We start from the raw sequence: 25,039 nt of genomic DNA, 5'->3' as shown, positions 1-25,039 counted from the left end.
ATCACCAACATGTCACAGCGAATTAATAATTCAATCGGATTTATTTATTGACAATCGAATTCTGCTGATGTTGTAAATGGTGCGTGGAGAAACGGCGGCCTTGATGAGACCGCCAGCCGGGTGTGGGAGCGCCTGGGCACCACGCTCATGGTCCGGAGTATCCGGGTCGATCGTTTTTCGGGAGGAATCACATGAAGAAGTCTCATTTCGCCGCGTCGCTGGCAGCGCTTGCGCTCGGTACCATTCTTGCGGCTCCGGCCAGCGCCGCCGACGTTTCGGCCTGCCTGATCACCAAGACCGACACCAATCCCTTCTTCGTCAAGATGAAGGAGGGCGCGACCGCCAAGGCGACCGAACTTGGTATGACGCTGAAATCCTATGCCGGCAAGATCGACGGGGATTCCGAAAGCCAGGTCGCCGCCATCGAAACCTGCATTGCCGATGGCGCCAAGGGTATCCTTTTGACCGCCTCCGACACCAAGGGCATCGTTCCGGCCGTCCAGAAGGCCCGCGACGCCGGCCTGCTGGTCATCGCCCTCGACACGCCTCTCGAGCCGATCGACGCCGCAGACCAGACCTTCGCCACCGACAACCTGCTGGCCGGTGAACTGATCGGCAAATGGGCTGCGGCAACGCTTGGCGACGCCGCCAAGGATGCCAAGATCGCCTTCCTCAACCTCACCCCGTCGCAGCCGTCGGTCGACGTCCTGCGCAACCAGGGCTTCATGAAGGGCTTCGGCATCGACGTTGCCGATATCAACAAGATCGGCGACGAAAGCGATCCGCGCATCGTCGGCCATGACGTCACCAACGGCAACGAGGAGGGCGGCCGCACCGCCATGGAAAACCTCTTGCAGAAGGATCCGACGATCAATGTCGTCCACACCATCAACGAACCGGCCGCTGCCGGCGCCTATGAAGCGCTGAAGGCCGTCGGTCGCGAGAAAGACGTGCTGATCGTTTCCGTCGACGGCGGTTGCCCGGGCGTGCAGAATGTCGCTGAGGGCGTGATCGGCGCGACCTCGCAGCAGTATCCGCTGCTGATGGCCTCCATGGGCATCGAGGCGATCAAGAAGTTCGCCGACACCGGCGAGAAGCCGGCCGCGACCGAAGGCAAGAACTTCTTCGACACCGGCGTGGCGCTGGTCACCGACAAGCCGGCTGCCGGCGTCGAGTCGATCGACACAAAGGCCGGCAAGGACAAGTGCTGGGGCTAAGGGCCCGACTTCGAGCCGGTGATTGCGCGCAGAGGAGCCTCAACTCCCCTCAGCGCAAGCATGCTGGCCATTGCGACCGGCCCACCGGGCGGAGGGTCGGTCGCTCCCAATCAGCAGAGACACGCGCGGGACAGCCAGGGAGGACGAGGTGATGCAGTCTGCAGATCCGGTTTCGCAGCCGAGCCAGGAATTCGAGAAGGTATTGGCCGACAGTTCGACCCAGGTCGCCTCTTTCGACACCCATGACAAGACGCCGCTGCAGAAGTTTCAGCACTTCTTGCATTCGAGCCCGGCAGCCGTGCCGCTGATCGTGCTGGTGCTGTCACTCGCCGTCTTCGGCGTCCTTCTGGGAGGAAAATTCTTCTCCGCCTTCACTTTGACCCTCATCCTGCAACAGGTGGCGATCGTCGGCATTGTCGGCGCCGCCCAGACATTGGTTATCCTCACGGCCGGCATCGATCTTTCGGTCGGCGCCATCATGGTGCTGTCTTCGGTGGTCATGGGCCAGTTCACCTTCCGGTACGGCCTGCCGCCCACGTTTGCCGTGCTGTGCGGCCTGGCCGTCGGCGCCGCCTGCGGCTGGATCAACGGCCAGTTGGTCGCCCGCATGAAGCTGCCGCCCTTCATCGTCACGCTCGGCATGTGGCAGATCGTGCTCGCCTCCAATTTCCTCTATTCGGCCAACGAGACGATCCGCAGCCAGGACATCGCCGCCAACGCGCCGATCCTCCAGTTCTTCGGCCAGAACCTGCGCATCGGCAGCGCCGTCTTCACCTATGGCGTCATCTTCATGGTGCTGCTCGTCGCGCTGCTTTGGTACGTGCTCAACCGCACCGCCTGGGGCCGCCATGTCTATGCCGTCGGCGACGATCCGGAGGCGGCGGAACTCGCCGGCGTCAACGTCAAGCGCATGCTGGTCTCGGTCTATACGCTGTCGGGCCTGATCTGCGCGCTGGCCGGCTGGGCGCTGATCGGCCGCATCGGCTCGGTTTCTCCGACCGCCGGCCAGTTCGCCAATATCGAGAGCATCACGGCGGTGGTGATCGGCGGCATCTCGCTCTTCGGCGGCCGCGGCTCCATCCTCGGCATGCTGTTCGGCGCGCTGATCGTCGGTGTCTTCTCGCTCGGCCTGCGCCTCATCGGCACGGACCCGCAGTGGACCTATCTCCTGATCGGCGTCCTCATCATCGCCGCCGTGGCAATCGACCAGTGGATCAGAAAGGTAGCAGGCTGATGGCTCAGGAACCCATTCTCACCGCGCGCGGCCTCGTCAAGCGCTACGGCCGCGTTACAGCCCTCGACAGTGCCGACTTCGACCTCTATCCGGGCGAGATCCTCGCCGTCATCGGCGACAACGGGGCTGGCAAGTCCTCGATGATCAAGGCGATCTCCGGCGCCATTGCGCCGGACGAGGGTGAGATCCGGCTGGAAGGCCAGGCGGTGCAGTTTCGCTCGCCGATCGAGGCGCGCAAGGCCGGCATCGAGACGGTCTACCAGAACCTCGCCTTGTCGCCGGCGCTGTCGATCGCCGACAACATGTTCCTCGGCCGCGAACTGCGCAAGCCGGGCATCATGGGCAGCATCTTCCGCTCGCTCGACCGTCCGGCCATGGAAAAGTTCTCGCGTGACAAGCTCTCCGAACTCGGCCTGATGACCATCCAGAACATCAACCAGGCGGTGGAAACACTGTCTGGCGGCCAGCGCCAGGGCGTGGCCGTGGCTCGGGCCGCCGCCTTCGGCTCCAAGGTCATCATCCTCGACGAGCCGACCGCAGCGCTCGGCGTCAAGGAAAGCCGCCGCGTGCTGGAACTGATCCAGGACGTGCGCTCGCGCGGCATTCCGATCGTGCTGATCAGCCACAACATGCCGCATGTCTTTGAGGTCGCCGACCGCATCCACATCCACCGGCTTGGCCGACGCCTCTGTGTGGTCAATCCGAAGGACTATACGATGTCGGATGCGGTGGCCTTCATGACCGGCGCCAAGGAGGCCCCGAGCGAGGCACTGGCCGCATGAGCCTGACGGCAAACGAGATTGCCGCAACCATCATACGGCAGGCAGAAGGGGCGCGCCGTTTTCTCGTCGCGATCGCTGGTCCGCCGGGCGCCGGCAAGTCGACGCTCGCCGAACGGCTCGCCGAGATCCTGAATGCACGCGGAGAACGCGCGGTCGTCCTGCCGATGGACGGTTTCCATATGGACAACGGCATCCTTGAGCAACGCGGGCTTTTGCCGCGCAAGGGGGCGCCGGAAACCTTCGACGTACGAGGGTTTGCCGACATCGTGCGCGCGGTCAGGCTGGGCGATGAGGGCGTGCTTGTACCGGTCTTCGATCGCGACCGCGACATTGCCATCGCCTCGGCCCGCAGCATCGCGCCACAGGACCGCATCGTGCTTATCGAGGGCAATTACCTGCTGCTCGACCTGCCGCCATGGTCGGGCCTCGCGCCGCTTTTCGATTTCTCGATCTTCGTCGCCCCGTCCGTCGAGGAACTGCAGCGGCGGCTCACAGCCCGCTGGCAAGGCTATAGGCTCGACACCGCCGGCATAGCCTGCAAGCTCAACGGTAACGACCTGCCCAATGCACGTCTTGTCATGGAGAAGAGCAGACCGGCGGACCTGAGTATCGACGGCTTCTGAAAGCTCTTGAAGCCGCAAAACAGAAGAGCCGCCCTGTGCGGCGGCTCTTTTCATCTGTCGATCGAGGTTGGACTATCAGAACTTGAAGTTCACGCCGATCTTGCCGGTGTGGAAGCGCTGGTCAACACTGACGTCCAGACCGCCATCAACCTCATAGGTGGAACTGCCGAAGTCATAGTACATGTACTCGGCCTTGACCGACCAGCGCGGCGAGAAGGCATATTCGACGCCGGCGCCGGCGACCCAGCCCGTATCAGTCTTGTCCGTGCTGCCGCTTACACCCGCACCGTTGTCGGTGCTCATCTCGAACCGGCCGATGCCGAGACCGCCGGTGCCGTAGACCAGCAGATTGTCGAAGCTGTAGCCGACACGACCGCGAACGGTCGCAAGCCACTGCGCCTCGCTGGAGCAAGTGAAGGCCGGGTTGGGGCAAGCCGTATCGCCTTCGATGCCGGAGGCGGAAATGTCGGCTTCTGCACCGAACACCCAGGCGCCCGACTGGAAGTTATATCCGACCTGTGCACCGCCGATAATGCCGTCGCCTTCGTGGTCCGCCGTGGTTCCACCAATATCGTAGGTCCAGTCGATAATCGACTTGCCCCCGCCGATGTGGCCGCCGATGTAGAACCCGGACCAATCGCTGGAGACAGGTGCCTCATAAGGCATAGACATGTCCGCGGCGACGGCCGGAGACACCATGGCTGCAAACAGGACTGCACTTGCGAAATGCTTGATCATTGCCTCATCCCTCTCGCTCAAATGTGAGGTATTAGTACAATAGGATATGCCGCTACACAATTCGGTCATGCCGTATTCGTCGTCGAGTAACCGAGATGCAACACCTAGGCGTGTGGTGTTGACGCTTGTCAACTCTACGCAATCACCGAGGCCGAGTGATGAAAGCATCACACTGGCGGGAACTGAAGCGTGATGCACGACCGTGCATGATTTCCCGCGCGATAGGTGAGATTCAGATGCGCGGCAGATAGGTCTGGTAGTCGAAGCTCGACACGGTGCGCAGGTAGGTGATCGCTTCCTTGCGCTTGGTGTCGCCGTAGATGCGCTGGTACTCCGCGCCGAAGACGTCGGCGATGAAGGCCGAGGCGCGGAAGCGGTCGACGGCGGTCAGGAAGTCGTGGGTCAGCATGTCGGGATTTTCCGGCGCGCTATCGGGCGTGGTGACCGGACCCGGATCGAGGTCTTCGTCAAGTCCGAGCAGGATGCCGCCGAGGATCGCAGCGAGCAGCAGGTGCGGATGGGCGTCGGCGCCGGCGACGCGGTGTTCGATGCGGGCGGCAGGACCCTCGCTGTCCGGGATGCGGATCGCCGTGCCGCGATTGCCAAAACCCCAGTCGACCTTGTCGGGCGCGAATGAGCCCGGCTGGAAGCGCCGGTAGGAGTTGGCGAAGGGCGCAAAGATCAATTGGGCGTCCTGCATCGTCCTCAGCATGCCGGCGGTGATCGACTTGAGCTTGAGCGGATCGGCGCCCTTGGCATCGAGGATGTTCCGACCGTCCTTGTCGATGATGCTGGCATGCACATGCAGGCCCGAACCTGCATGGTCGGCATAGGGCTTGGCCATGCAGGTGGCTTTCAGGCCATGGCGCCGGGCGGCGAAATCGACCACGCGCTTCAGGTAGATGCAGTCATCCGCGGCCGCCATCGCATCGGCCTTGTGCAAGAGGTTCACCTCAAACTGGCCGGGACCGAATTCAGCGGTCGTGGCGTCGGCCGGCAGGCCCATCTCGTCGCAGTAGCGGCGAACGGTGCCGAGGAAATCCTCCATCGCCGCCGTTGCCCGCATGTCGTAAAGCTGGAAGCCCTCGACCTCGCCGTCCATCACCAGGGCCTTCGGCGGCATCGGCTTGCCGGTGTCGCGGAAGTCCGGCTCGACCACGTAGAATTCTAGTTCGGTGGCGACGACCGGCGTCAGCCCGCGTTCCTCGAAACGCTTCAAAACCTTGGCGAGGATGGCGCGCGGACAGACGAAATGCGGTTCGCCGGAAAGCGTGTGCATGGTGGCCAGCACTTGGCGGGAGCCGGCAGGCCCCCAGGGAAGTGCAGTCAGCGAATTCCGGTCGGCAATGCAAATGCCGTCCGGATCGCCCAGCGTCAGCGAGATCCTGGTGATGTCGTCATTGTCGTCGCCCCAGATGTCGAGCGACTGGGTGGAGGCCGGAAGCCGAACCGTGTTCTTCCAGACTTTGTCCTCGGCCTTTATTGGGATCAGCTTGCCGCGCAGGTCGCCGTTCATGCCGACGAGCAGGACTTCGATACGCGCGGAGGGATCGGCTGCGAGGGGGGCTGCGGCCTCGGAAGAATTCGTCATGAAAAAGGGCTCTCGATGGATGGCTGAAAGGCAGTCTTGGGGCCGGCACGCGGCTCTTCGCCGCCCTTGCCAAACGCAATTTGGAAGGTCATGTTCGTAGCCGATAAACTTCCGCCTTTCAATCAGGCAAGGAAAAGCAGGACGTCTCGGACCGGCCTCGACCCGCCGGTGCGCGGCCGCCACTGCGAGTGCACCTTGCGCAAGGATTTTTGCCATGACCAAGACTGCCGCCGCTCTTTCCAATCTCGGTGCCATTGACGCTGCCCATCATCTGCATCCCTTCTCGGACATGAAGAAGCTGAACGACGCGGGCACGCGCATCATCAACCGGGCCGACGGCGTGCATATCTGGGATTCCAACGGCAAGCAGTATCTCGACGCCTTCGCCGGCCTGTGGTGCGTCAATGTCGGCTATGGCCGCAAGTCGATCGCCGATGCGGCCTATGCGCAGATGCAGGAACTCCCCTATTACAACACCTTCTTCGGCACGACCACGCCGCCTGCGACTCTGCTGGCCCAGAAGATCGCCGGCCATACGCGCGGCAAGCTCAACCACGTCTTCTTCACCAATTCCGGCTCGGAAGCCTCCGACACCTGGTTCCGCATGGCGCGGGTCTATTGGAAGGCGCTCGGCCATGAGACCAAGACCCAGGTGATCGCCCGCAAGAATGCCTATCATGGCTCGACGGTCGCTGGCGCCTCGCTCGGCGGGATGACGTGGATGCACGAGCAGGGCAACCTGCCGATCCCTGGCATTCACCACATCAACCAGCCCTACTGGTATGCCGAGGGGGGCGATCTTTCGCCGGAGGCATTCGGTCTCAAGGTGGCAAAGGAACTCGAGGACAAGATCCTCGAGCTTGGCGAGGACAATGTCGCCGCCTTCGTCGCCGAACCAATCCAGGGCGCCGGCGGCGTGATCGTGCCGCCGGACAGCTATTGGCCGGAAATCAAGCGCATCGCCGCGAAATACAACATCCTGCTGGTCGCCGATGAGGTGATCTGCGGTTTCGGCCGCCTCGGCACCTGGTTCGGCCACCAGTATTACGATTTCGAGCCGGACCTCGCGCCGATCGCCAAGGGATTGTCTTCCGGCTATCTGCCGATCGGCGGCGTGCTGGTCTCCGAGCGGGTGGCAAAGGTGATGATCGAGGAACTCGGCGATTTCTACCACGGCTACACCTATTCGGGCCATCCGGTGGCGGCTGCCGCGGCGATCGAGAACCTTCGGATCATTGAGGAGGAAGGTTTGGTCGAGCGGGTGCGCGACGACATCGGCCCCTATCTGACCCAGGCGCTCCAGTCGCTCACGGATCACGACCTGGTCGGTGAGGCCGTCAATGTCGGCCTGATGGGCGCGGTCCAGATAACCGCCGACAAGGCGACCCGCCGCCGTTTTGCGAAGCCCGACGAGGTGGGCACGCTGGTCCGCAACCAGTGTGTCGACAATGGCGTGATCCTGCGCGCCACCGGCGACCGCATGCTGTTCTCGCCGCCGCTGATCATCGCGCGTTCCGAGGTCGACCAGGCGGTCGATACGTTGCGCAAGGGCCTCGACTGGCTGAAGGACAATCACAAGGAATAGACACCACGCAAAGAGGCCGGCATTTCGCCGGCCTCTTCATTGATGTATCTGATGTCCGCTTCCGTCGGCGGCCAAGCCGCGCTCACGGCATCAACTGTCCGCCATTGACGTCGATCGTCTGGCCGGTGATGTAGCCCGATAGCATTTCGGAGGCGAGGAAGAGGTAGGCGCCGACGCAGTCTTCCGGCGTGCCGGTCCTGCGTAACGGCACGCTGGCCGCGACCTGGTCGAGCTGTCCGGCAAGGGCATAGCGATCCTGGAACGGTGTTGCGATCACGCCGGGCGCCACCGCGTTGATGCGGATATTGTATTTGCCGAATTCGAGCGCCATGCCCTTGGTGACGGCCGCCACGAAGGCCTTGGACGAGCCGTAGATTCCCGATCCGGCCGTGCCGCCGCTGCGCGCGGCGACCGACGTCGTGTTGATGATGAAGCCGCCGTCCGTCTTGAGGTGGGCAACAGCGGCGCGGCTGGTCGCGACGACGGAGCGGCCGTTCACGTCCATGACCCTGTCATAATGCGCGTCGGTCATCTCCTCATAGAGCACGCGGGCGATCATGCTGCCGGCATTGTTGATGAGCCCGTCCAGCCGCCCGAAAGTCTGCGCGACTGTGTCGACTGCGGCGGCCATCTCCTCGGACTTCGCCGCGTCGGCCCGAACGAGCGAAACCTTGCCGCCGGCGCGCTCGATGTCGCCGGCAATCGCCTGAGCGGCCTCGGCGCCGGAATGGTAGTGAAGACCGACCGCCACCCCTTGCGCGGCGAAGGCGCGGGCAAGGGCTGCTCCGATCCCGCTCGAGGCGCCGGTGATCAGCACCGCCTTGCCGGAGAGGTCGGGAATGGTGAGGGTATTGCTCATGTCGTGCCTCCTTCTGACGGGGGCACAATACACGCTCAATCGAACGGCTTTTCAAGCACCTGCCGGATCAGGCCGCCTGCCATGCGAAGGGTAGCGGCGCCTCGCGGAAGGCGAAGCGGTCGAGATGGTTCGACACCACGCCCTTCATCCGCTCCAGCACCTCGTCCGAAGCCGCCTCGATTTCCACCGTCAGCGCCTTGTCATCGGCGCTCATGGTGGCGACCGTCTCGGAGAAGCGGACGATGCCGCTCCTTTCGCCCAGTTCGACGTCGAGCTTGTGGCTCCAATGCTTGCAGAGCTGCTGCAGGTATTTCCAGCCGTTCTCGGTCGGCACGATCGCAATCGCCTTCGCCACGGTCAGAGCCTCTCGATCTTGCCGGCCGCCTCGTCGATCAGGCGGGCCACCTCGAGCTGGACGTCGCGGGTGACGCCGTCCTGCGACAAGCGGTCCTGCAGCGCGGCCTTGAGGTTCTGCATGGCGCGGCGGACCGGGGCGGCATCCGTGCGTGCGCTGACCTTGGCAAGGGCTGCCAGACGGGCCATGGCAGTCGCGACCTCGTCGGCCCGCTCAGTCAGATGCGCGCGGCCGGCCTCGGTGATGGCGAGCAGCTTGCGCGGGCCTTCGCTGGCCTCTTCCTCGGCAAGGCCCATGTCGATGAGCAGGGTCATGGTGGGATAGACCACGCCGGGGCTCGGGGCATAGGCGCCGCCGGATCGGTTCTCGATCTCGCGGATCAGGTCATAGCCGTGGCGCGGCTGTTCCTCGACCAGTGTGAGCAGGACGAGCCGAAGTTCGCCGCTTTCGAACATGCGTCGGCGTTCGCCGCCATGACCGCGACCCCGGTGGGGACCGTCGAAGCGGCCGCCGGGCGCGCCTTCCCGCATGGCATGCCAACCCCGGTGGCCAGAACCCCGGCCATGCCCTTCAAAATTCATGTGTCTCATCTGCGTTCCTTCGTTTGTCGTTTGAAGCTGCATCTAAGATATATCTTAGATCGATCATTGCAAGAGGAGATTTGAGATTTTCCTTTGTCGGAGGCGACAGCGCGGCGCGACAGCCTTGGAGCGGTCCGGGCGCTGACATATCGTGCAGCAAAAGAATCACGCTTGGGGAGGATGAGAAAATGGCGGGGCACCACCACGAATACCGGGTCATCGTCACTTGGACCGGCAATCGCGGCACCGGCACGTCCGGCTACCGTGACTATGCCCGCGACCATGCGATTTCTTGCGACGGAAAGCCCGACATTCCCGGTTCGGCCGATCCCGCTTTTCGCGGCGATGCCGAGCGGTGGAACCCGGAAGACCTGCTGCTTGCCTCGATCTCCGCCTGCCACAAGCTCTGGTACCTGCATGTCTGCGCAGTCAACGGCGTCGTGGTGACGGCCTATGAGGACCACGCCGCGGGCACGATGGTGACGGACGAAACCGGCGCCGGCCGCTTCACCGACGTGGTGCTGAGGCCGCGCGTGACGATCTCGGCCGGCGATGCCGAGCGGGCGCAACAGCTGCACGAGGACGCGCATGAAAAGTGCTTCATCGCCAATTCGGTGAATTTCCCGGTGCGCTGCGAGCCGGTGATCATCCAGGAGTGAACGCGGCGATCAGCCTTCAGGTGCTGCGCGGGCAGATGAAGGCAGAGGCTAAGTGGTAGAGATCGCCCTCGCGCCCGAAGATGTAGGGCAGGGCGCTTTCTCTTCGCCTCGCCGTTTTGCAGAGCATGGTGGGCGGCAAGCCATTGAATGACCTCCTGCCGGCGATCTGCTGGTCGCTGGCAACGATCAGCGAGGGCCGGTTTGGATCGGTTGCAGGGATGCGGCCCATGATGGGGCCGGCTGGTTGGTCCTTACTGGAATGCCGTTTCGAAAAAGCTTCTGAGCTTGCGTGAATGCAGCCTTTCCTTCGGCATTTCGCCGAGCTTTTGCAAGGCACGGATGCCGATCTGGAGATGCTGGCTGACCTGCGTCTTGTAGAAGGCCGTTGCCATGCCCGGCAGTTTCAGTTCTCCGTGCAGCGGTTTGTCGGAAACGCAGAGCAGGGTGCCATAGGGTACGCGGAAGCGGAAGCCGTTGGCGGCGATCGTCGCCGATTCCATGTCGAGCGCGATGGCGCGCGACTGCGACAGGCGCTTGACCGGACCGCGCTGGTCGCGCAGTTCCCAATTGCGGTTGTCGATCGTGGCGACGGTTCCGGTGCGCATGATGCGCTTCAGTTCGAAGCCCTCGTAGCCGGTGATCTCCTCGACTGCGTCTTCCAGCGCCAGCTGCACCTCAGCCAGCGCCGGGATCGGCACCCAGACCGGAAGGTCGTCGTCGAGCACATGGTCCTCGCGCACATAGGCATGCGCCAGCACGTAGTCGCCGAGACGCTGCGAATTGCGCAGGCCCGCGCAATGGCCGAGCATCAGCCAGGCATGGGGCCGGAGCACCGCCACATGGTCGGTGATGGTCTTGGCGTTCGACGGACCGACGCCGATATTGATCATGGTAATGCCGGCATGGCCCTTGCCCTTGAGGTGATAGGCCGGCATTTGCGGCAGCCGCCCGATCGCCACGCCTTCGCTCGGCTCGCTGTCGCCGGGCAGCGTGACGAGATTGCCGGGCTCGACGAAGGCGGTATAGCCCTCGCCACCCTCGGCCATCAGCTTGCGGGCATAGGCGCAGAATTCGTCGATGTAGAACTGGTAGTTGGTGAACAGCACGAAGTTCTGGAAATGGGCAGCACTCGTCGCCGTGTAGTGCGACAGGCGCGCCAGAGAGTAGTCGATGCGCTGCGCCGTGAACGGCGCGAGCGGCTGCGGTTCTCCGGGCCGCGGATCATATTCGCCATTGGCGATCTCATCGTCGGTGACGGTGAGGTCCGGCGTGTCGAACAGATCGCGCAGCGGGATGTCCGGAAGTCCGCTCGTTGCCGCTTCGACATGGGCTCCTTCGCCGAAGGCGAAGTGTAACGGGATCGGGGTGGTCGATTCCGATACCACGACCGGGACCTGGTGGTTGCGAATCAATAGTGCCAGCTGCTCTTCAAGATAGTGGCGGAAGAGCTGGGGCCGCGTCACCGTGGTCGTGTAGAGCCCCGGCGCAGTGACATGGCCATAGGCGAGACGAGTGTCAATCTGGCCGTAGCTTGTCGTCTCAAGAGTGACTTGCGGATAGAAGGCCCGGTAGCGGCCGGAGATCGGCGCGCCGTTGGAAAGCGCCGAAAAGCCATCGATCAGAAAGGCCGTATTGCGCTCATAGAGCGCGGTCAGCGCGTCGACGGCTGCTTTTGCATCGGTGAAGACCTGCCGCTCTAACGGATCGGGACTGATGAAATTGATGGGGGTGTGGAAATGGATTCGCTTGCTCATAAGTCATTATAGTGAAGACTTCTTGACAAGCAAACGACGGTATTGGTGACGAATTCATTGCAGAGTTGGGCGGGATTGCAACTGGCAATTATCGGCCGCGGGCGGCACTCAACTCATCGACTGACGCTGTAGGCTGACGAACAGCACCAGACCGGCACCATTCTTGGCGACTCTCAGTTCCTCCGACCGGGCGATGCCGACTGCGACGAGTGGGCCGAGGAAGAGGCCGAGGGCCAGCGTGCACCGAAGGCAGATGGCGGCGAAGGGGTTGAGAGTTGCGGGCATGATCATATCCTCGGTCAACGTGTCAAAGGCTGGAGTTGCAGAACGGGGCGGTGGATGTCAGGCAGGCTGCGGAAACAGATACTGGCCGTCCGGCCGCGCCGCTTCCGGCGGTCACCAGTCCCGCGACGAGCATGGCAAAGATCGTCATGGCGAGAGTGAAGATTGTCAGTCGCCTTGCCATCTTGGCCATCACCGTTTCTCCCGCTTCGTTGTTGCGATGAGGGCTTTATGACGTATCGGGCCTGAACGCGTGCTGAGGTTGCGGTTCATCTGGCATTCAGATCGGTTAAGGGGAATTCACTTGAACAAGGGCCGGCCGTGCCTAACTCTCCGGCAACAGCCAATCTTCCCGAAAACAGGAGAAGCCCCATGACCAAGCCGATCGAACTCTATTACTGGCCGACGCCCAACGGCTGGAAGATTTCCATCATGCTCGAGGAACTCGGCGTTCCCTACGAGGTAAAGTACGTCAACATCGGCAAGGGCGAGCAGTTCGAGCCGGACTTCCTCAAGATCGCCCCGAACAACCGCATGCCGGCCATCATCGATCCGGACGGTCCGGGCGGCGAGCCGATCTCGATCTTCGAGTCAGGTGCCATCCTTCAGTATCTCGGCCGCAAGTACGGCAAGCTGTATCCGACCGACGAGCGTGCGCGCGTGGAAGTCGACCAGTGGCTGTTCTGGCAGATGGGCGGTCTGGGGCCCATGGCCGGCCAGGCGCATCACTTCCGCCAATATGCGCCGGAACAGATCGAATACGGCATCAACCGCTATACCAATGAGGTGAACCGGCTCTACGGCGTGATGGACAAGCGGCTCGCCGACCGCGACTACCTCGCCGGAGACTATTCGATTGCCGACATCGCTTCCATCGGTTGGGTGGTGCCCTACAAGAACCAGGGCCAGGATCTCGACGACTTCCCGAACCTCAAGCGCTGGTTCGAACGTATGATGGCAAAGCCTGCCGTTGAGCGCGGCATCGCTGTCGGACAGGAAAAGCGCAGCAATATCGCCCAGGACGAAGAGGCCAAGAAGGTTCTGTTCGGCCAGAAGGCGCGCTGAAGTTTGTCAGGGAAAAGCGGGAACGGTTTTCCCGAAAAGACAGACGTAAACGAATGAGCTGGAGCCCGGCTGGTTCACGATGTACCTGACGGGCTCGAAGTTGACCGGACAGCCGGGTCGCAAATGCCGTCAAGGTCCCGGTGCGGGTAACACCGGGGCCTTTTTCGTGGCCGCTCGCGCCAACGATCAGAGTTTTGCGCCGGCAAACACGTCCGCTGCCCAGTCCAGGAAGACCCTTACGCGCGACGCGAGCTGCCGGTTCTGCGGATAGAGGGCGGAGAGCGGCGTCGGTGGCGGCGGATACTGGGGCAGGATCTCGACCAGTGCTCCGGATTCGAAGTCGGCCGCCAGGCGATAGCGCGGTGCCTGGATGAGACCGAACCCCTGTCGCGCCAGATCGGCCATGGTGTCGGAATTATTGACCGTCAGCCGGCTCGACAGGTGGACGAAACGCGTCTGCCCCTCGATGAGGAATTCCAGCGGCATGGTTTCGCCTGTTCGCGACGAGACGAATCCGACGCAGACATGGCCGGTCAGATCGTCGATCGATGACGGCATGCCATGTTTCCCGATATAGGCGGGGCTTGCGCAGGTCACCTCCTGGATCGTGGCAAGGCGCCGCATGATCATGCCGCTATCCGCCAGGTCTCCGGCCCGGATCACGCAGTCGATGCCTTCGCGCACCAGATCAACCAGCCGATCCCCCTGGCCGATATACAGCTCCAGCAGGGGGTATCGGTCGAGAAACTCCGGCAGCCGGGGCAGCAGGAATGTTCGCGTCAGCAAGCCATGCGCATCGATGCGCAAGGTGCCTTGCGGCTGGGCGTTGCGAAACACGCTGTTGGCGTCCTCCACCTCCGACAGGATCGAGAGGCAGCGCTGGTAATAGGCCTGGCCGTCGAGCGTCGGCGTCACATGCCGCGTCGTGCGCTCCAGCAGCCGCGCCCCGACATCGGCCTCCAGCAGCTTGATCGCCTCGGTTGCCGTCGATCGCGCCAGGCCGACGTCCGTCGCCGCGGCGGTGAAGCTGCGCCGTTCCACGACACGGACGAAAAGCTGCATGCGATCGAGACGGTCCATGATTTTGTTCACCACAGCCGAATTCTAATGTCAAATTTCCCGTGAATGTTTCCGTATGACGACAGGCATAATTCTGCGGCACCAACATAAGGAGAGATGTGATGACAGAAACATTCGAACGGACAGCCATCGTCACCGGCGCATCCAAAGGCATCGGCGCCGCTATCGCCAAACGGCTTGCGTCGGATGGATTGGCGGTTGTCGTGAACCATTCGCGAGACGAGCAGCCCGCGCTCGACGTCGTGGCCGCGATCAAGGCGGCTGGCGGGCGTGCCATCGTGGTCAAGGCCGACATCGGCGCCCCGTCCGGCGCCGCGGCTCTGTTCGATGCCGCCGAGCAGGCGTTCGGCGGCGTCGATGTCCTGGTCAATAATGCCGGCATCATGGCGCTCGGACCGATCGCGACAGTCGAGGATGCGGATTTCGAGCGGCAGGTCTCCGTCAATCTCGGCGGCACGTTCCGAGGCATGCGCGAAGCCGCCCGGCGCCTGCGCGACGGCGGCCGGATCGTCAACTTTTCGTCCAGCGTCGTCGGCTTTTACCAGCCCGCCTACGGCGTCTATGCCGCCACCAAGGCGGCGGTCGAGGCCTTGACCCATATCCTCGCCAAGGAGTTGGGGCCCCGCGAAATCACCGTCAATGCCGTGGCGCCGGGCCCGGTGGAAACGGATCTCTTCATGGCCGGCAAGTCCGAGGACCTGCTGAAGACGATCATTGGCCTCAATCCGCGCAAGCGCCTCGGCCAACCGGGCGACATCGCTTCGGTGGTGTCCTTCCTGGCCGGCTCCGACAGCGGCTGGGTCAGCGGCCAGATCATCCGCGCCAATGGCGGCGCCATCTGACCGGGCAACCCGCCGACAACTCATATCCAGCAACAGGAGAAGAAATATGCCATTCGTCAACATCAAGACGCCGGAAGGGGCGCTGTCCAGGGCGCAGAAGGAAGAGATCGTCCATCGCACCACCGATATGCTGGTCGAGTATTTTTCGGAAGCCGCGCGGCCCCATACAATGGTCCTGATCGAGGAGGTCAAGGACGGCGGCTATGCCCGCGCCGACGAGGTTTTCATCCTCCCGGACGCCTACCGCGCCAAAGCGGGCAGCTGAACGAAAAGGCCGGCCGATGGGGACATTGGCCGGTCTTGATTGTGTTTCCGGCCCGGCGATCGGCGCCGGACGCGACGGCCTTGTCCTTTACAGGCGCGACCAGGTCTGGGTCTTGCACAGAACGGCCATGACGCAGCCCTTCATCTTGAGCGAATTGCCCGACACGGTGCCGGAGCCGGAATAGGTCTTGTCGGCGTCCGGATCGGTGATCGTGCCCTTGTAGCTATTGCCGCCGCCGGCCATCTTGCCGATCTGCTTGCCGGAATGCTTGCCGCTCTTCAGCGTCACGCAATAGCTGCCGCCGCAGGGGGCGATCTGCGCGGTGGCGCCGCTTGCGGTTTTCCAGTTGCCTTCGATGGGCTCGGCAGCCTGAACAGAGGCGGCAGAAAATGCCAGGGCAGCGGCGACGATGATCATGCGCATTGTGTAACTCTCCTCCCGAGATGAATCCGAATACTGATGGACCGGCGCTCCAAAGCCGGCATGTCGGCGCCATTGTAATGGTCGTACATGGTTCAGCGAGCCAAAATTATCTTACGCAGACGTAAAGGTAAATAGCCGTCGCGTGCATTTCAGGGGGCATCGAAAGCCGGGATTCTCGGGCTGTCATGGACGGAGATCGAAAGCCAAGTGCTTTTCGTGGTTATCATCCGGTTTAAATCGGAACCTGAAGTTTTCGTAAATTTTGAGCGGAAATCCTTGGGATTTAGGCAGGGCGATGCTTAACAAAAAGCCAAGTTTACAAAGAGTTTGTACTTTATTTTCAGCAAATTAAGCATGGATTTTAAGCGCCCGTTGAAAGGCTTTCGGCATAGTGAAGTCATCAAACGAGCAGGGAAAACCCGCCGCCCGGAAGGACCTCAAAGACGCCGCGACAGACGGCCAAGGGTTCGGAAGGAGGCCTCTCAAGGGCCAAAACAGGGACAGTTTAAACCGTTAGGCTAGACAGGGACAAAACCAATGGCACGCTTTGAAATGCATAATTCCGAAATGTCCACCATGGGTGGCGAAACCCGGGCCGATGTCTTCTGCGACATGGGACTGATGTATGCGACCGGCCGCGGTTGCCCGATCGACCTCGTCTCGGCGCACAAGTGGCTGAACATCGCCGCCATCAAAGGCTGCGGCCGCGCCGCGGAACTCCGCGCCGATCTGGCCCAGACGATGAGCAAGGGCGAACTCGCCGAAGCGCTGCGGTCGGCCCGCGAATGGATGACGATGCACTGATCGTCACGACCAATTCCCCGGTATGATACCGGGTTCAACAGACAAGAAAAACCCTGGAAGAGGGGAGCGTGGCGGGGGACCTTTGGACGGGGCCTTGAGCCAACACATGAGAACCGCGACCGGCAGGAACAAGGCCGGCGCGGTTCTTTTTATTTGGCCTGTGCCTGCCCGATCAGAGCGCCTTCAGCACTTTGGGCAGCACGTCCTCGAACAGGTCCATGTCGGCCGGCAGTCCGGTCGATACGCGGATGCAGCGGTTGAGCGGGGCAACGCCCGGCATGCGGATGAAGACGCCGTGCTGCATCAGTCCGTCGACGATGGCACGGGCGCGGGTGCCGTCGCTGCCGCAGTCGATGGCGACGAAATTGGTGGCCGAGGCAAGCGGAGCAAGCCCGTTTGCCGTGGCGATCACGGCGATGCGCTCGCGTGCCGCCACGATGCGCGCAACCACGTCCTTCAGATAGGCCTGGTCGGCAAGGGCGGCGAGCGCGGCCTCGGTCGAGAGGCGCGGCATGCCGAAATGGTTGCGGATCTTGTCGAAGGCAAGAACCGTCTCCGGCGTGCCGAAGGCATAACCGACGCGTGCGCCGGCGAGGCCATAGGCCTTGGAGAAGGTGCGCATGCGAATGACGTTCGGCAGGTCGATCAGCGCATCGGTCGGCGGCGCCGAGCCTTCTGGCGCGGTCTCGCAATAGGCTTCATCAAGAATGAGCAGCGTGGTCTCGGGCAGTGCCCGGGCAAAGGAGACGATGCTGTCGGCATCCCACCAACTGCCCATCGGATTGTCCGGATTGGCGAAATAGACGAGCGGGGCATTTTCCCGCTTCACCGCAGCGAGCAGGCCGTCGAGATCTTCTCGGTCGTTGACATAGGGCGTGGTGACGAGCCGGCCGCCAAAGCCGTTGACGTGAAAGTTGAAGGTCGGATAGCCGCCGAGCGAGGTGACGACCGGCATTCCGGGCTCGATGATCAGCCGAACGATCAGGCCGAGCAGGTCGTCGACGCCTTCGCCGACGACGATATTGGCCGGGGCAAGCGCGAGATGCGCTGCCAACGCCGTCTTCAGCGCGAAGTTCTCCGGATCATTGTACTTCCAGATTTCGCCGGCCTTGTCGCGGATCGTCGCCAGCACAGAAGGGGCAGGGCCAAACCCGCTCTCATTGGCGCCGATGCGGGCGCGAACCGGCAGACCGCGTTGACGTTCGATGGCCTCGGGCCCAACAAAGGGCACGGTGGCGGGAAGGGCGCTGATCAAGGGGGTGAAGCGCGAGAAACCGGACATGCTGTTCTTGAGAATCCTGGAAAAATTGAAATCCGGCACACAATAGGTGCAATTGCGCCCTGCGCAAGAGCAGGTTCCGCCGGAATTGCACGTCCTTCGGGAGATCCTTACTCCTGTGAGGCAAGCCCCTATCGATAGGCTGCGGCGGGCTTGTTGACTTTCTCGCCCATGATGAAATCGGCGCGGACGATGGAATGCAGTACGTGCTCCGGAATCGGGCAGATGAATTTCACGCCGACACGGTTTCCGTTGCGATAGGCTTCTGCGCAGCCGATGCGGTCGGCCAGGCCGATAACCTGGAGATAGTAGTGCGACGACAGGCCGATCGTCGTGGTGATTTCCAGCGCAGCCCCGCCTTGCGAAATGTCCACCAGTTCGCCGCTGCGCATGGTGATGCCACTGAGGCCAGGGCTGACGGCCATGATGCGCGCCGGGCGGCGCACGTAAAACCGCTCCCACTTGCGTTCGTACATTTCTGAAGTCACTGCCGCCAGATGTGTCCCATCTTGCATGGCATTCCCCTTTTGCGCCTTTGGGCGAGTTCTTGAAGGGGAGGCTGCAGCAAAAGCGTTGTAGTGCGGTCAATGCAGACACTAAAATTCTACGGGCTTCGCCTTTTCCCCAGAAATCGGGAGACCGGGTCGTGTTGAACGTCGAGATCTGGAACGCAATGCCGGCGACAGGCCACCTTGATCCGGATGATTCCATCCGGGAGCATGGCCAAGCGTGGGCTGTCGGCCGCACGGCGACTGCGACCTCAAGGAGAGCGGCTCGCCTTGAACGGGCGGTCCGACGCGCCTAGTATGAAGATAGAGGCGGAATTGCCTCGCCAAAAAAGGAAAAAATCATGAGCCGTTTCAATATTGGCCACAAATCCTGGGTGATTGTCTGCGACGGCGCCAAGGCACTCTTCCTGCGCAACGACGGCGATGCCGGCCTCGTCAATCTGACGGTCGTCGAGCACCAGTCCCAACCCGATGAGGCAACGCGCGATCTCGGTTCTGACCGGCCCGGCCGCGTGCACCAGTCGCATGGCGCCAGCCGCAGTGCCATGGAGGAGACCGACTGGCACGAGCAGGCCGAAGCGGAGTTCCTCAAGGACGTCGCGAAGAAGGTCGAGAAACTGGTGGAATCGCGTGAAATCAAGGCGATGATCCTGGTCGCGCCGCCGAAGGCTCTCGGCATCCTGCGGGCGGAGTTCGCCTCGCTGCCGGAAGGCATCATCCGCGCCGAGATCGACAAGGATCTGGTGAAACTGACCGTGTCGGAAATCGAGAAGCACCTCGCCGCACTGAAATAAGTGCCTGGTGGGAACCGCACAGAGAGGCCTCCGGCGCGAAAGCCGGCGGCCTCCTGTCTGTTTCGCCCGTCTCGGACTTCAGTATGCCTCAGAGTTCGAAGGAGAGCCGCACGACGTGGTGCAGGAATTCCGGATCGATCAGCATGTTGAAGCCGATGGTGACTTTTTCCTCCTCACGGCGGATCAGCGTGCAGCCGATCTCGTCGTGAATGCCGAGGATCTCCAGGAAGAAGTTGCTCGGCACGGGAACATGTGGGCTGACTTCAAGTTCCGCGCCATAGAGCGAAATCGAATGGATCAGGCAGCGCAGGTTGGTCTTGGTGCTGAGATGCCGACCGACGAAGATGATCTTGCCGGGGCGATCGATCGTGAACTTCTCGTAGACTTTGTCCCGCGGGATGTCCTGTTTTACGTCCGGTATGACCTGCAGGGGCATCGCACCCTCCCCAATATTGTTTTAGGGTCCCACTTTAGCGCAACTTCCCTGACGCTTTCTGAATGGCGTCGATAAAAACGGAAACATCTGCGCCCATCCGCCGCAGATCTTGAGGCCTCTGACGGTCCCGACCTGTCGGTCTTGTGAGCCTTGCCTTGTTCCCTTGACACAGGCTTTGCCGCTTTCCATATGTGATCCCGGTTTGAAGCGCCGGCCGCCCGCGGGTGAGATGCCCTTGGTGAAGTCTTCTTGAAGCATGGAATGAAACCCTTGTTGTGCGCGTGCGCGATGGGGGCAATGCGGGCTCCCTTCGATCTTTTCGCATGCCATGAGAAGAGAGGTTTGCCATGTCCATGGCCACACTGACGATTGACGAACTGAAATCCCAGGCCCGGCGCCTGCGCGACGCCATGGCTGGCGGCGGCACGCCGGTCACCCATAGCGCGGCACTCGAGCTGGTGGCGAAGAGCCACGGAGTGCGTGACTGGAACACGATGTCGGCGCTTGCCGCCCGCAGCGACAATGCCGAGCCGGCGCCCGTCGCCGTGGGTGCGGTCGTCTCCGGCGAATATCTCGGCCAGCGGTTTCGCGGGAAGGTGCTTAGCCTGTCGCGGCTGTCGCAGAGCAACTACTATTCCATCACGCTGCACTTCGACGCACCGGTCGATGTCGTCACCTTCGACAGTTTCTCGGCCTTCCGCCAGCGCGTCACCGCGACGATCGACGGCAAGGGCGTTTCGCCCCGCCATACCTCCAACGGTCGGCCGCATCTCGTGCTCGACCTTTGACCCGTCACCCGGCCCGGCCGGCACGCTCAATGTGCCGGCCGGGCCGTTCTCTGTCCGGGCGGCGGCGCGGCATTCGGCAGATCGGCCGTCCAGCTTGACGGGCCGGTATCGGCGCGTTACCCCTTGGCCTTCCTTATCGCGCGGCCCGAAGCGGCGATCGACGCGACCTTCCAGAACCGACATCGGGAGCTTCACGTGACAGGCAGACTGGTCATCATCGGGGCAGGGCAGGCGGCCTTTGCACTGGCGGCAAAACTGCGCAGCCTGAAGGACACCCGGCCGATCACCATCCTCGGCGCGGAAGACTGCCTTCCCTACCAGCGCCCGCCGCTGTCGAAGAAATACCTGCTCGGCGAGATGAGCTTCGACCGTCTGCTGTTTCGCTCCGGGGCCTGGTATGGCGAAAACGACGTCGAGATCAGGCTTGCGACGCCGGTCGAAGATATCGACCGGGCGGCCAAGGCCGTGCGTCTGTTTGACGGATCCACCCTGGCCTATGAAACGCTGGCGATCGCCACTGGCGCGACGCCGCGGCGCCTGCCCGACGCGATCGGCGGCGATCTTGAGGGCGTCTACACCGTACGTGACAAGGTTGACGCCGATCGCCTGGCGGCTGAAATGAAGCCGGGCCGGCGTCTGCTGATCGTCGGCGGCGGTTATATCGGCCTCGAGGCTGCCGCCGTCGCCCGCCATCTCGGGCTCGAGGTGACGCTGATCGAGATGGCCGACCGCATTCTGGCCCGGGTCGCGGCGAAGGAAACCGCCGATGCCATGCGCGCCATCCATATCGGCCACGGCGTCGTCATCCGCGAAAAGACCGGGCTTGGCCGGCTGATCGGCGAAAGCGGTCGGGTCGTCGCGGCCGAGCTGTCCGACGGGTCCCGCGTCGACGTCGACATCGTGATCGCCGGCATCGGCGTCACTGCCAATGACGGGCTGGCCGCGCGCGCCGGCATCGAGACTGCCGGCGGCATCGTCGTCGACGCGTTTGGCCTCACATCCGATCCATCGGTCTATGCCATGGGTGATTGCGCCGTCTTCGACTGGAAAGGCCAGAAGATTCGCCTCGAATTGGTGCAGAACGCCGTCGAACAGGCGGAGGCCGCGGCCGCGGCGATGGCCGGCGGCGTTGATCCCTACCAGCCGAAACCGTGGTTCTGGTCCGACCAGTACGACGTGAAGCTGCAGATCGCCGGTTTCAACCTCGGCTATGACGAGACGGTGGTGCGGCCCGGCGGACGCGAAGGCAGCCTGTCGATCTGGTATTTCGCCAAGGGTGAGTTCATCGCCGTCGATGCGATCAACGATGCCAAGGCCTATGTCACGGGAAAGAAGCTGCTGGACATGGGCCGCACGCCCGACCGCACGGTGATTGCGGATCCAGGCTCCGACCTGAAGACATTGCTGGCATAATCGCGCGCGCCATCAGGCCGCGGCGATATCTTTCGATGAAGACGGCTGTGCTGCGACCTTGAAGACGGACACCTTGTTGCTCAAGCGATCGGCTTCCAGTCGGATCGCGTGGCTTGCGGCATTGCTCTCCTCGACCATCACCGCGTTCTGCTGGGTAAACTGATCCATCTGGTTGACGGCGCCGTTGACCTCCTCCAGGCCGCTGGCCTGTTCGACGGCTGAACTCGCGATTTCGGAGATAAGCCGTGCGATTTCGCCGACTTGGCCCACCACCTTGCTCAAAGCCTCTCCTGTCTGGTTGACGAGGCTCGCCCCTAGCGCCACCTGCTCGTTCGAGCCAAGGATCAACTGGCGGATCTCCCTGGCGGCATCGGCCGCACGCTGGGCCAGCGCGCGCACCTCCTGCGCGACCACGGCAAATCCGCGTCCCGATTCGCCCGCCCGCGCCGCTTCGACACCGGCATTGAGGGCCAGAAGATTGGTCTGGAAGGCGATTTCGTCGATCACGCCGATGATCTGCTCCATGTGGCGTGCGGAGGCCTCGATGCGCTCCATCGCCGTTACGGCCTGGCTCATGGTCTGGCCGCTTCGCTCCACATCGGCATGGGTGCTCTCGACCGTTTGCCTCGCCTTGCGGGCGCCGGCCGAGGTTGCCTGCACCGTCGCGGTAATTTCGTTGAGCGCAGCCGCCGTTTCTTCCAGGCTTGCCGCCTGCTGCTCCGTGCGATGGGCGAGTTGATCGGCGGCACTGCTGATGCCGTTCGACCCTTCGCGCAGGCTGTCGACGCCGCTCGAAATCTCGGCGATGGCGTCGTGCAGCCGATGGAGCGCGCTATTGTAGTTCAGCCGCAGTGATTCGTAGTCGGCTGGGAAGGGGGCTGCGATCGGTCGGGTCAGGTCGCCCTGCGCCAGATGCTCGAGCGCGGCCGAGAGATCCGCCACCACTTGGCGCTGCTCGGCGGCCTGCGCCTGGCGTCGCGCTTCGTGCTGACGGCGCAGATCCTCCGCCTGCTGTCGCTGGACGATCGCCGCCTGCGCCATCTCGCCTTGCGTCCTGGCGGACCGGTCGAGGGCGGCGAGTGCACGGCTGATCGCCGCTGCTCCGGCGGGGGCGCCTGTCTCGCTCGCCCCTTCGCCGTGGCTGGCGGCGAATTCGGCCTTGCGCAGCCCGACATAGAGAATGCCGACCACCTGGCCGTCGCTGAGAATGGGCTCGTAGATCGTGTAATAGGCCTCGCCGAGGATCTCGGCCTCGCCCCGGAAGGCTTTTCCTTGGCGTAGAACCGTTTCGATCACCGCCTCCGCGCTCAAACGCGTGCCGACGGCGCGGCTGCCGTCTGGCTTGGTCACATTGGTGGCGATTCGCAGGTCTTCGAGAAATATAGTCGCGGTGCCCCCGGCCTTTTCGCGGACGGCGTCGACGATGGCGGTGTCGTCGTTGATGCGGGTGTCGCCGTAATAGAGCACGCCGTCGCGGACTTGCGCATCGCCGCGCTGGCGGAGTTCGGTCTGGAGAATCTGCAGATTGTTGTCGAGGCTGTGCTGGGCAAGCGCCAGCATCTCCATCTCGGTGGCGCGGGCGGCGATCTCGGTAAGGGTCCCGGCGATCCGGTCCTGCGACACGGCGGCGCCCCCTGCAATCCGCCTGGCAGACGGCGTAAGCGCCACCACAGCGATCACGATCGCAACAGCTGCGGCGACTTGCCCTTCAAAGACCGTCATTCCCAGCCGATCGCCAATAGGCGGTATGTAGCGCCACAAGGCAATGCCGAGAAAAGCCGCTCCTGCAAGCATCAGCGTCGGCGCCGCTGCCGAAAGGCTCAATGCGCCGGGCCTCTTCAAGATCCTCATGCCATCCCCCGCGACAAACCAGCGCGACGAGCCGTCCCTCCCGGACCTGAAGCGCCCGCCGCACAGATTTTGGTCACAGATGATTATGCGGAAAGAGGGAAAGGGGCCTACCGATCCTTTCGTCGCGGTTTGGCGCTCTTTTGGGGATCTTCGGCGGAGCTGATCAGCGAGGATCAGCAAAGCAGGGAAGAAAAAGGGCCGACGGCCTCGGCCCGTCGCCGTCCCGCCCCCGTCGGATCATCACTGTGGAATCACTTGCCGGCGCTCGCGCGCTCCAGGACGGGGATGCACATTTCCAGGTCGTGCGACGCCAGGTGAGCATAGCGCATGGTCATCGACAACGTCTGGTGGCCGAGCCACATCTGGACACGGCGGATATCGATGCCGCCCTGGACCAAGCGGGAGGCGCAGGTGTGGCGCAAGATGTGCGGCACGACGTCCTTGTCGTCGCCAAGGCCGACCACTTCCTTGGCCTGATGCCAGGCCGTGCGGAAGCGTTGCTGGTCGATGTCGCTGAACGGTCCGGGCTTGCGCCGGTCCGATGCGGTAATCGCCAGCGCCGCTCGGCGGGTGAGTGGGACAGAGCGGCTTCGGCCCGATTTGGTGACCCAGAAGGTCGCGCGCGTGTCCGTGAGGTCACCCCAGCGCAGGTCCAGCCCTTCGCTCAGACGCGCACCAGTGTCGACCAGAAAGATGCAGAATCGAGCGTAAAGCTCCGAATGGGACCGGATCTGCGAGAAGAGGGCGCTTTCCTCGTCATGGTCGAGAAAGCGGATTCGCCCGGCACTTTCTTTCTGTCGCTTGAATTCCGGCAAGCTGTGAACATCACCCATCTTGTTCGCCTTTCGCAATAACTTGCTTAAGGCCGCCATCTTTCGATTGATGGTGGCATTGCTGTTACCGCGCTTGCGCAACTTGCCTATGAGTTCATCGAGCATTTCCTGGGAGAAGACAGAAAAGCTCGGGACTTCGAGGAGATCGTTCAACTCTCCGATGAAGTTCGTCACATTGTATTTGTGACTACCATTATTCCACAGGATGTCTCCGTATTTCCCGAACAGGATCTTCAGAGACGTTTCCTTCACCTCGCTCGGTGAGCTCGATAGCCTGTACTGGTAATGACGCTCGTAAGGCGACAGACTCGCCTGCGTGTCAAAACGCATTCCGCTCGTGTGCAGACTATTCAAAGCCTCACGCTCCTTGTTAACGCAACGTCCCCCAGCGTCACCA

Annotated in this window: 29 protein-coding genes; 13 read left to right on the top strand and 16 right to left on the bottom strand. The window is 62.7% G+C overall.

All coding sequences use genetic code 11. The features are described from left to right. The first annotated feature begins 191 nt into the window (after positions 1–191). The 4 genes from ACWPVA_RS10425 to ACWPVA_RS10410 all read left to right on the top strand — a co-directional run bounded on the left by ACWPVA_RS10425 (position 192) and on the right by ACWPVA_RS10410 (position 3,856). A complete protein-coding gene (locus tag ACWPVA_RS10425) occupies positions 192–1,217 on the top strand; it encodes a substrate-binding domain-containing protein (protein ID WP_454287615.1) in 1,026 nt (341 codons plus the stop codon). A 151-nt stretch (positions 1,218–1,368) separates the two neighbouring features. Then, positions 1,369–2,451 (top strand): ABC transporter permease, encoded by a 1,083-nt coding sequence (locus ACWPVA_RS10420; RefSeq protein WP_454289568.1) that lies wholly within the window; start codon positions 1,369–1,371, stop codon positions 2,449–2,451. Then, positions 2,451–3,233, top strand: a complete 783-nt coding sequence (locus tag ACWPVA_RS10415) for an ATP-binding cassette domain-containing protein (RefSeq protein WP_454287614.1) — start codon at positions 2,451–2,453, stop codon at positions 3,231–3,233. The genes ACWPVA_RS10420 and ACWPVA_RS10415 overlap by 1 nt, the downstream gene beginning before the upstream one ends. Continuing rightward, the gene (locus tag ACWPVA_RS10410) at positions 3,230–3,856 is read left to right on the top strand and encodes a nucleoside triphosphate hydrolase (protein ID WP_454287613.1); all 627 of its coding nucleotides are present in this window, start codon (positions 3,230–3,232) and stop codon (positions 3,854–3,856) included. Before ACWPVA_RS10415 ends, ACWPVA_RS10410 begins: the two co-directional genes overlap by 4 nt. A gap of 75 nt (positions 3,857–3,931) precedes the next feature. Here the strand turns inward: ACWPVA_RS10410 and ACWPVA_RS10405 are convergent, their stop codons facing one another. Together ACWPVA_RS10405 and ACWPVA_RS10400 are read right to left on the bottom strand one after the other, a co-directional pair. Continuing rightward, the gene (locus ACWPVA_RS10405; RefSeq protein ID WP_454287612.1) at positions 3,932–4,594 is read right to left on the bottom strand and encodes an outer membrane protein; all 663 of its coding nucleotides are present in this window, start codon (positions 4,592–4,594) and stop codon (positions 3,932–3,934) included. Positions 4,595–4,826: 232 nt separating this feature from the next. Beyond that, positions 4,827–6,185 (bottom strand): glutamine synthetase family protein, encoded by a 1,359-nt coding sequence (locus ACWPVA_RS10400; RefSeq protein ID WP_454287611.1) that lies wholly within the window; start codon positions 6,183–6,185, stop codon positions 4,827–4,829. Between the two features lie 214 nt (positions 6,186–6,399). Between ACWPVA_RS10400 and ACWPVA_RS10395 the strand changes: the two genes are divergently transcribed. After that, the gene (locus ACWPVA_RS10395) at positions 6,400–7,770 is read left to right on the top strand and encodes an aspartate aminotransferase family protein (RefSeq protein WP_454287610.1); all 1,371 of its coding nucleotides are present in this window, start codon (positions 6,400–6,402) and stop codon (positions 7,768–7,770) included. An 82-nt stretch (positions 7,771–7,852) separates the two neighbouring features. Here the strand turns inward: ACWPVA_RS10395 and ACWPVA_RS10390 are convergent, their stop codons facing one another. The 3 genes from ACWPVA_RS10390 to ACWPVA_RS10380 all read right to left on the bottom strand — a co-directional run bounded on the left by ACWPVA_RS10390 (position 7,853) and on the right by ACWPVA_RS10380 (position 9,574). Continuing rightward, positions 7,853–8,629 (bottom strand): SDR family NAD(P)-dependent oxidoreductase, encoded by a 777-nt coding sequence (locus ACWPVA_RS10390; RefSeq protein ID WP_454287609.1) that lies wholly within the window; start codon positions 8,627–8,629, stop codon positions 7,853–7,855. Positions 8,630–8,696: 67 nt separating this feature from the next. Then, positions 8,697–8,984: a DUF2218 domain-containing protein gene (locus tag ACWPVA_RS10385; protein ID WP_454287608.1), complete on the bottom strand. Its 288-nt coding sequence runs from the start codon at positions 8,982–8,984 to the stop codon at positions 8,697–8,699. A 2-nt stretch (positions 8,985–8,986) separates the two neighbouring features. Next, on the bottom strand, positions 8,987–9,574 hold the full coding sequence (locus tag ACWPVA_RS10380) for a PadR family transcriptional regulator (protein WP_454287607.1): 588 nt from the start codon (positions 9,572–9,574) through the stop codon (positions 8,987–8,989). Positions 9,575–9,753: 179 nt separating this feature from the next. On the opposite strand from ACWPVA_RS10380, the gene ACWPVA_RS10375 reads away from it, so the two are divergent. Then, complete coding sequence (locus ACWPVA_RS10375; protein ID WP_454287606.1) at positions 9,754–10,224, top strand: OsmC family protein; 471 nt, start codon at positions 9,754–9,756, stop codon at positions 10,222–10,224. A gap of 16 nt (positions 10,225–10,240) precedes the next feature. Here the strand turns inward: ACWPVA_RS10375 and ACWPVA_RS10370 are convergent, their stop codons facing one another. The 4 genes from ACWPVA_RS10370 to ACWPVA_RS10355 all read right to left on the bottom strand — a co-directional run bounded on the left by ACWPVA_RS10370 (position 10,241) and on the right by ACWPVA_RS10355 (position 12,453). Further along, positions 10,241–10,453, bottom strand: coding sequence for a hypothetical protein (locus ACWPVA_RS10370; RefSeq protein WP_454287605.1), 213 nt, complete (start codon positions 10,451–10,453; stop codon positions 10,241–10,243). 22 nt (positions 10,454–10,475) lie between these two features. Continuing rightward, entirely contained in the window at positions 10,476–11,978 is a 1,503-nt protein-coding gene (locus ACWPVA_RS10365) for an AMP nucleosidase (RefSeq protein WP_454287604.1), read from the bottom strand. Between the two features lie 108 nt (positions 11,979–12,086). Then, complete coding sequence (locus tag ACWPVA_RS10360; RefSeq protein ID WP_454287603.1) at positions 12,087–12,263, bottom strand: hypothetical protein; 177 nt, start codon at positions 12,261–12,263, stop codon at positions 12,087–12,089. 22 nt (positions 12,264–12,285) lie between these two features. Then, the gene (locus ACWPVA_RS10355; protein ID WP_454287602.1) at positions 12,286–12,453 is read right to left on the bottom strand and encodes a hypothetical protein; all 168 of its coding nucleotides are present in this window, start codon (positions 12,451–12,453) and stop codon (positions 12,286–12,288) included. A 179-nt stretch (positions 12,454–12,632) separates the two neighbouring features. Here ACWPVA_RS10355 and ACWPVA_RS10350 point away from each other — a divergent pair, with 179 nt between their 5' ends. Beyond that, positions 12,633–13,325: a glutathione S-transferase family protein gene (locus ACWPVA_RS10350; RefSeq protein ID WP_454287601.1), complete on the top strand. Its 693-nt coding sequence runs from the start codon at positions 12,633–12,635 to the stop codon at positions 13,323–13,325. A gap of 186 nt (positions 13,326–13,511) precedes the next feature. On the opposite strand, the gene ACWPVA_RS10345 is transcribed toward ACWPVA_RS10350, so the two are convergent. Beyond that, positions 13,512–14,405, bottom strand: a complete 894-nt coding sequence (locus tag ACWPVA_RS10345) for a LysR family transcriptional regulator (protein WP_454287600.1) — start codon at positions 14,403–14,405, stop codon at positions 13,512–13,514. A gap of 101 nt (positions 14,406–14,506) precedes the next feature. On the opposite strand from ACWPVA_RS10345, the gene ACWPVA_RS10340 reads away from it, so the two are divergent. Beyond that, positions 14,507–15,247, top strand: coding sequence for an SDR family oxidoreductase (locus tag ACWPVA_RS10340; protein WP_454287599.1), 741 nt, complete (start codon positions 14,507–14,509; stop codon positions 15,245–15,247). A gap of 46 nt (positions 15,248–15,293) precedes the next feature. Continuing rightward, positions 15,294–15,512: a tautomerase family protein gene (locus ACWPVA_RS10335; protein ID WP_454287598.1), complete on the top strand. Its 219-nt coding sequence runs from the start codon at positions 15,294–15,296 to the stop codon at positions 15,510–15,512. An 87-nt stretch (positions 15,513–15,599) separates the two neighbouring features. Here the strand turns inward: ACWPVA_RS10335 and ACWPVA_RS10330 are convergent, their stop codons facing one another. Beyond that, positions 15,600–15,935 (bottom strand): DUF2147 domain-containing protein, encoded by a 336-nt coding sequence (locus ACWPVA_RS10330; RefSeq protein ID WP_454287597.1) that lies wholly within the window; start codon positions 15,933–15,935, stop codon positions 15,600–15,602. A 537-nt stretch (positions 15,936–16,472) separates the two neighbouring features. On the opposite strand from ACWPVA_RS10330, the gene ACWPVA_RS10325 reads away from it, so the two are divergent. Then, positions 16,473–16,739: a sel1 repeat family protein gene (locus ACWPVA_RS10325; RefSeq protein WP_454287596.1), complete on the top strand. Its 267-nt coding sequence runs from the start codon at positions 16,473–16,475 to the stop codon at positions 16,737–16,739. A gap of 172 nt (positions 16,740–16,911) precedes the next feature. Here ACWPVA_RS10325 and ACWPVA_RS10320 read toward each other — a convergent pair whose 3' ends face one another. Both ACWPVA_RS10320 and ACWPVA_RS10315 read right to left on the bottom strand, forming a co-directional pair. Continuing rightward, positions 16,912–18,021, bottom strand: a complete 1,110-nt coding sequence (locus tag ACWPVA_RS10320) for a pyridoxal phosphate-dependent aminotransferase (RefSeq protein ID WP_454287595.1) — start codon at positions 18,019–18,021, stop codon at positions 16,912–16,914. Between the two features lie 128 nt (positions 18,022–18,149). Beyond that, positions 18,150–18,533 carry a PilZ domain-containing protein gene (locus ACWPVA_RS10315; protein ID WP_454287594.1) on the bottom strand — a complete coding sequence of 128 codons (384 nt, stop codon included), beginning with the start codon at positions 18,531–18,533 and terminating at the stop codon, positions 18,150–18,152. A 335-nt stretch (positions 18,534–18,868) separates the two neighbouring features. Here ACWPVA_RS10315 and ACWPVA_RS10310 point away from each other — a divergent pair, with 335 nt between their 5' ends. Then, a complete protein-coding gene (locus tag ACWPVA_RS10310) occupies positions 18,869–19,321 on the top strand; it encodes a baeRF12 domain-containing protein (protein WP_454287593.1) in 453 nt (150 codons plus the stop codon). A gap of 88 nt (positions 19,322–19,409) precedes the next feature. Here ACWPVA_RS10310 and ACWPVA_RS10305 read toward each other — a convergent pair whose 3' ends face one another. Further along, positions 19,410–19,757 carry a hypothetical protein gene (locus ACWPVA_RS10305; protein ID WP_454287592.1) on the bottom strand — a complete coding sequence of 116 codons (348 nt, stop codon included), beginning with the start codon at positions 19,755–19,757 and terminating at the stop codon, positions 19,410–19,412. Between the two features lie 347 nt (positions 19,758–20,104). Here ACWPVA_RS10305 and ACWPVA_RS10300 point away from each other — a divergent pair, with 347 nt between their 5' ends. Together ACWPVA_RS10300 and ACWPVA_RS10295 are read left to right on the top strand one after the other, a co-directional pair. Beyond that, entirely contained in the window at positions 20,105–20,545 is a 441-nt protein-coding gene (locus tag ACWPVA_RS10300) for a glyoxalase superfamily protein (RefSeq protein WP_454287591.1), read from the top strand. 195 nt (positions 20,546–20,740) lie between these two features. After that, positions 20,741–21,958 carry an NAD(P)/FAD-dependent oxidoreductase gene (locus ACWPVA_RS10295; protein WP_454287590.1) on the top strand — a complete coding sequence of 406 codons (1,218 nt, stop codon included), beginning with the start codon at positions 20,741–20,743 and terminating at the stop codon, positions 21,956–21,958. Between the two features lie 12 nt (positions 21,959–21,970). Here ACWPVA_RS10295 and ACWPVA_RS10290 read toward each other — a convergent pair whose 3' ends face one another. Both ACWPVA_RS10290 and ACWPVA_RS10285 read right to left on the bottom strand, forming a co-directional pair. Beyond that, the gene (locus ACWPVA_RS10290; protein ID WP_454287589.1) at positions 21,971–23,809 is read right to left on the bottom strand and encodes a methyl-accepting chemotaxis protein; all 1,839 of its coding nucleotides are present in this window, start codon (positions 23,807–23,809) and stop codon (positions 21,971–21,973) included. A 251-nt stretch (positions 23,810–24,060) separates the two neighbouring features. Next, positions 24,061–24,972 (bottom strand): tyrosine-type recombinase/integrase, encoded by a 912-nt coding sequence (locus ACWPVA_RS10285; protein ID WP_454287588.1) that lies wholly within the window; start codon positions 24,970–24,972, stop codon positions 24,061–24,063. Between the last annotated feature and the right edge of the window lie 67 nt (positions 24,973–25,039).

The sequence above is a fragment of the Rhizobium arsenicireducens genome (assembly GCF_964021225.1).
Note: the sequence above shows the minus strand (reverse complement) of the source record. Positions and strands in the feature narration are given on the sequence as shown.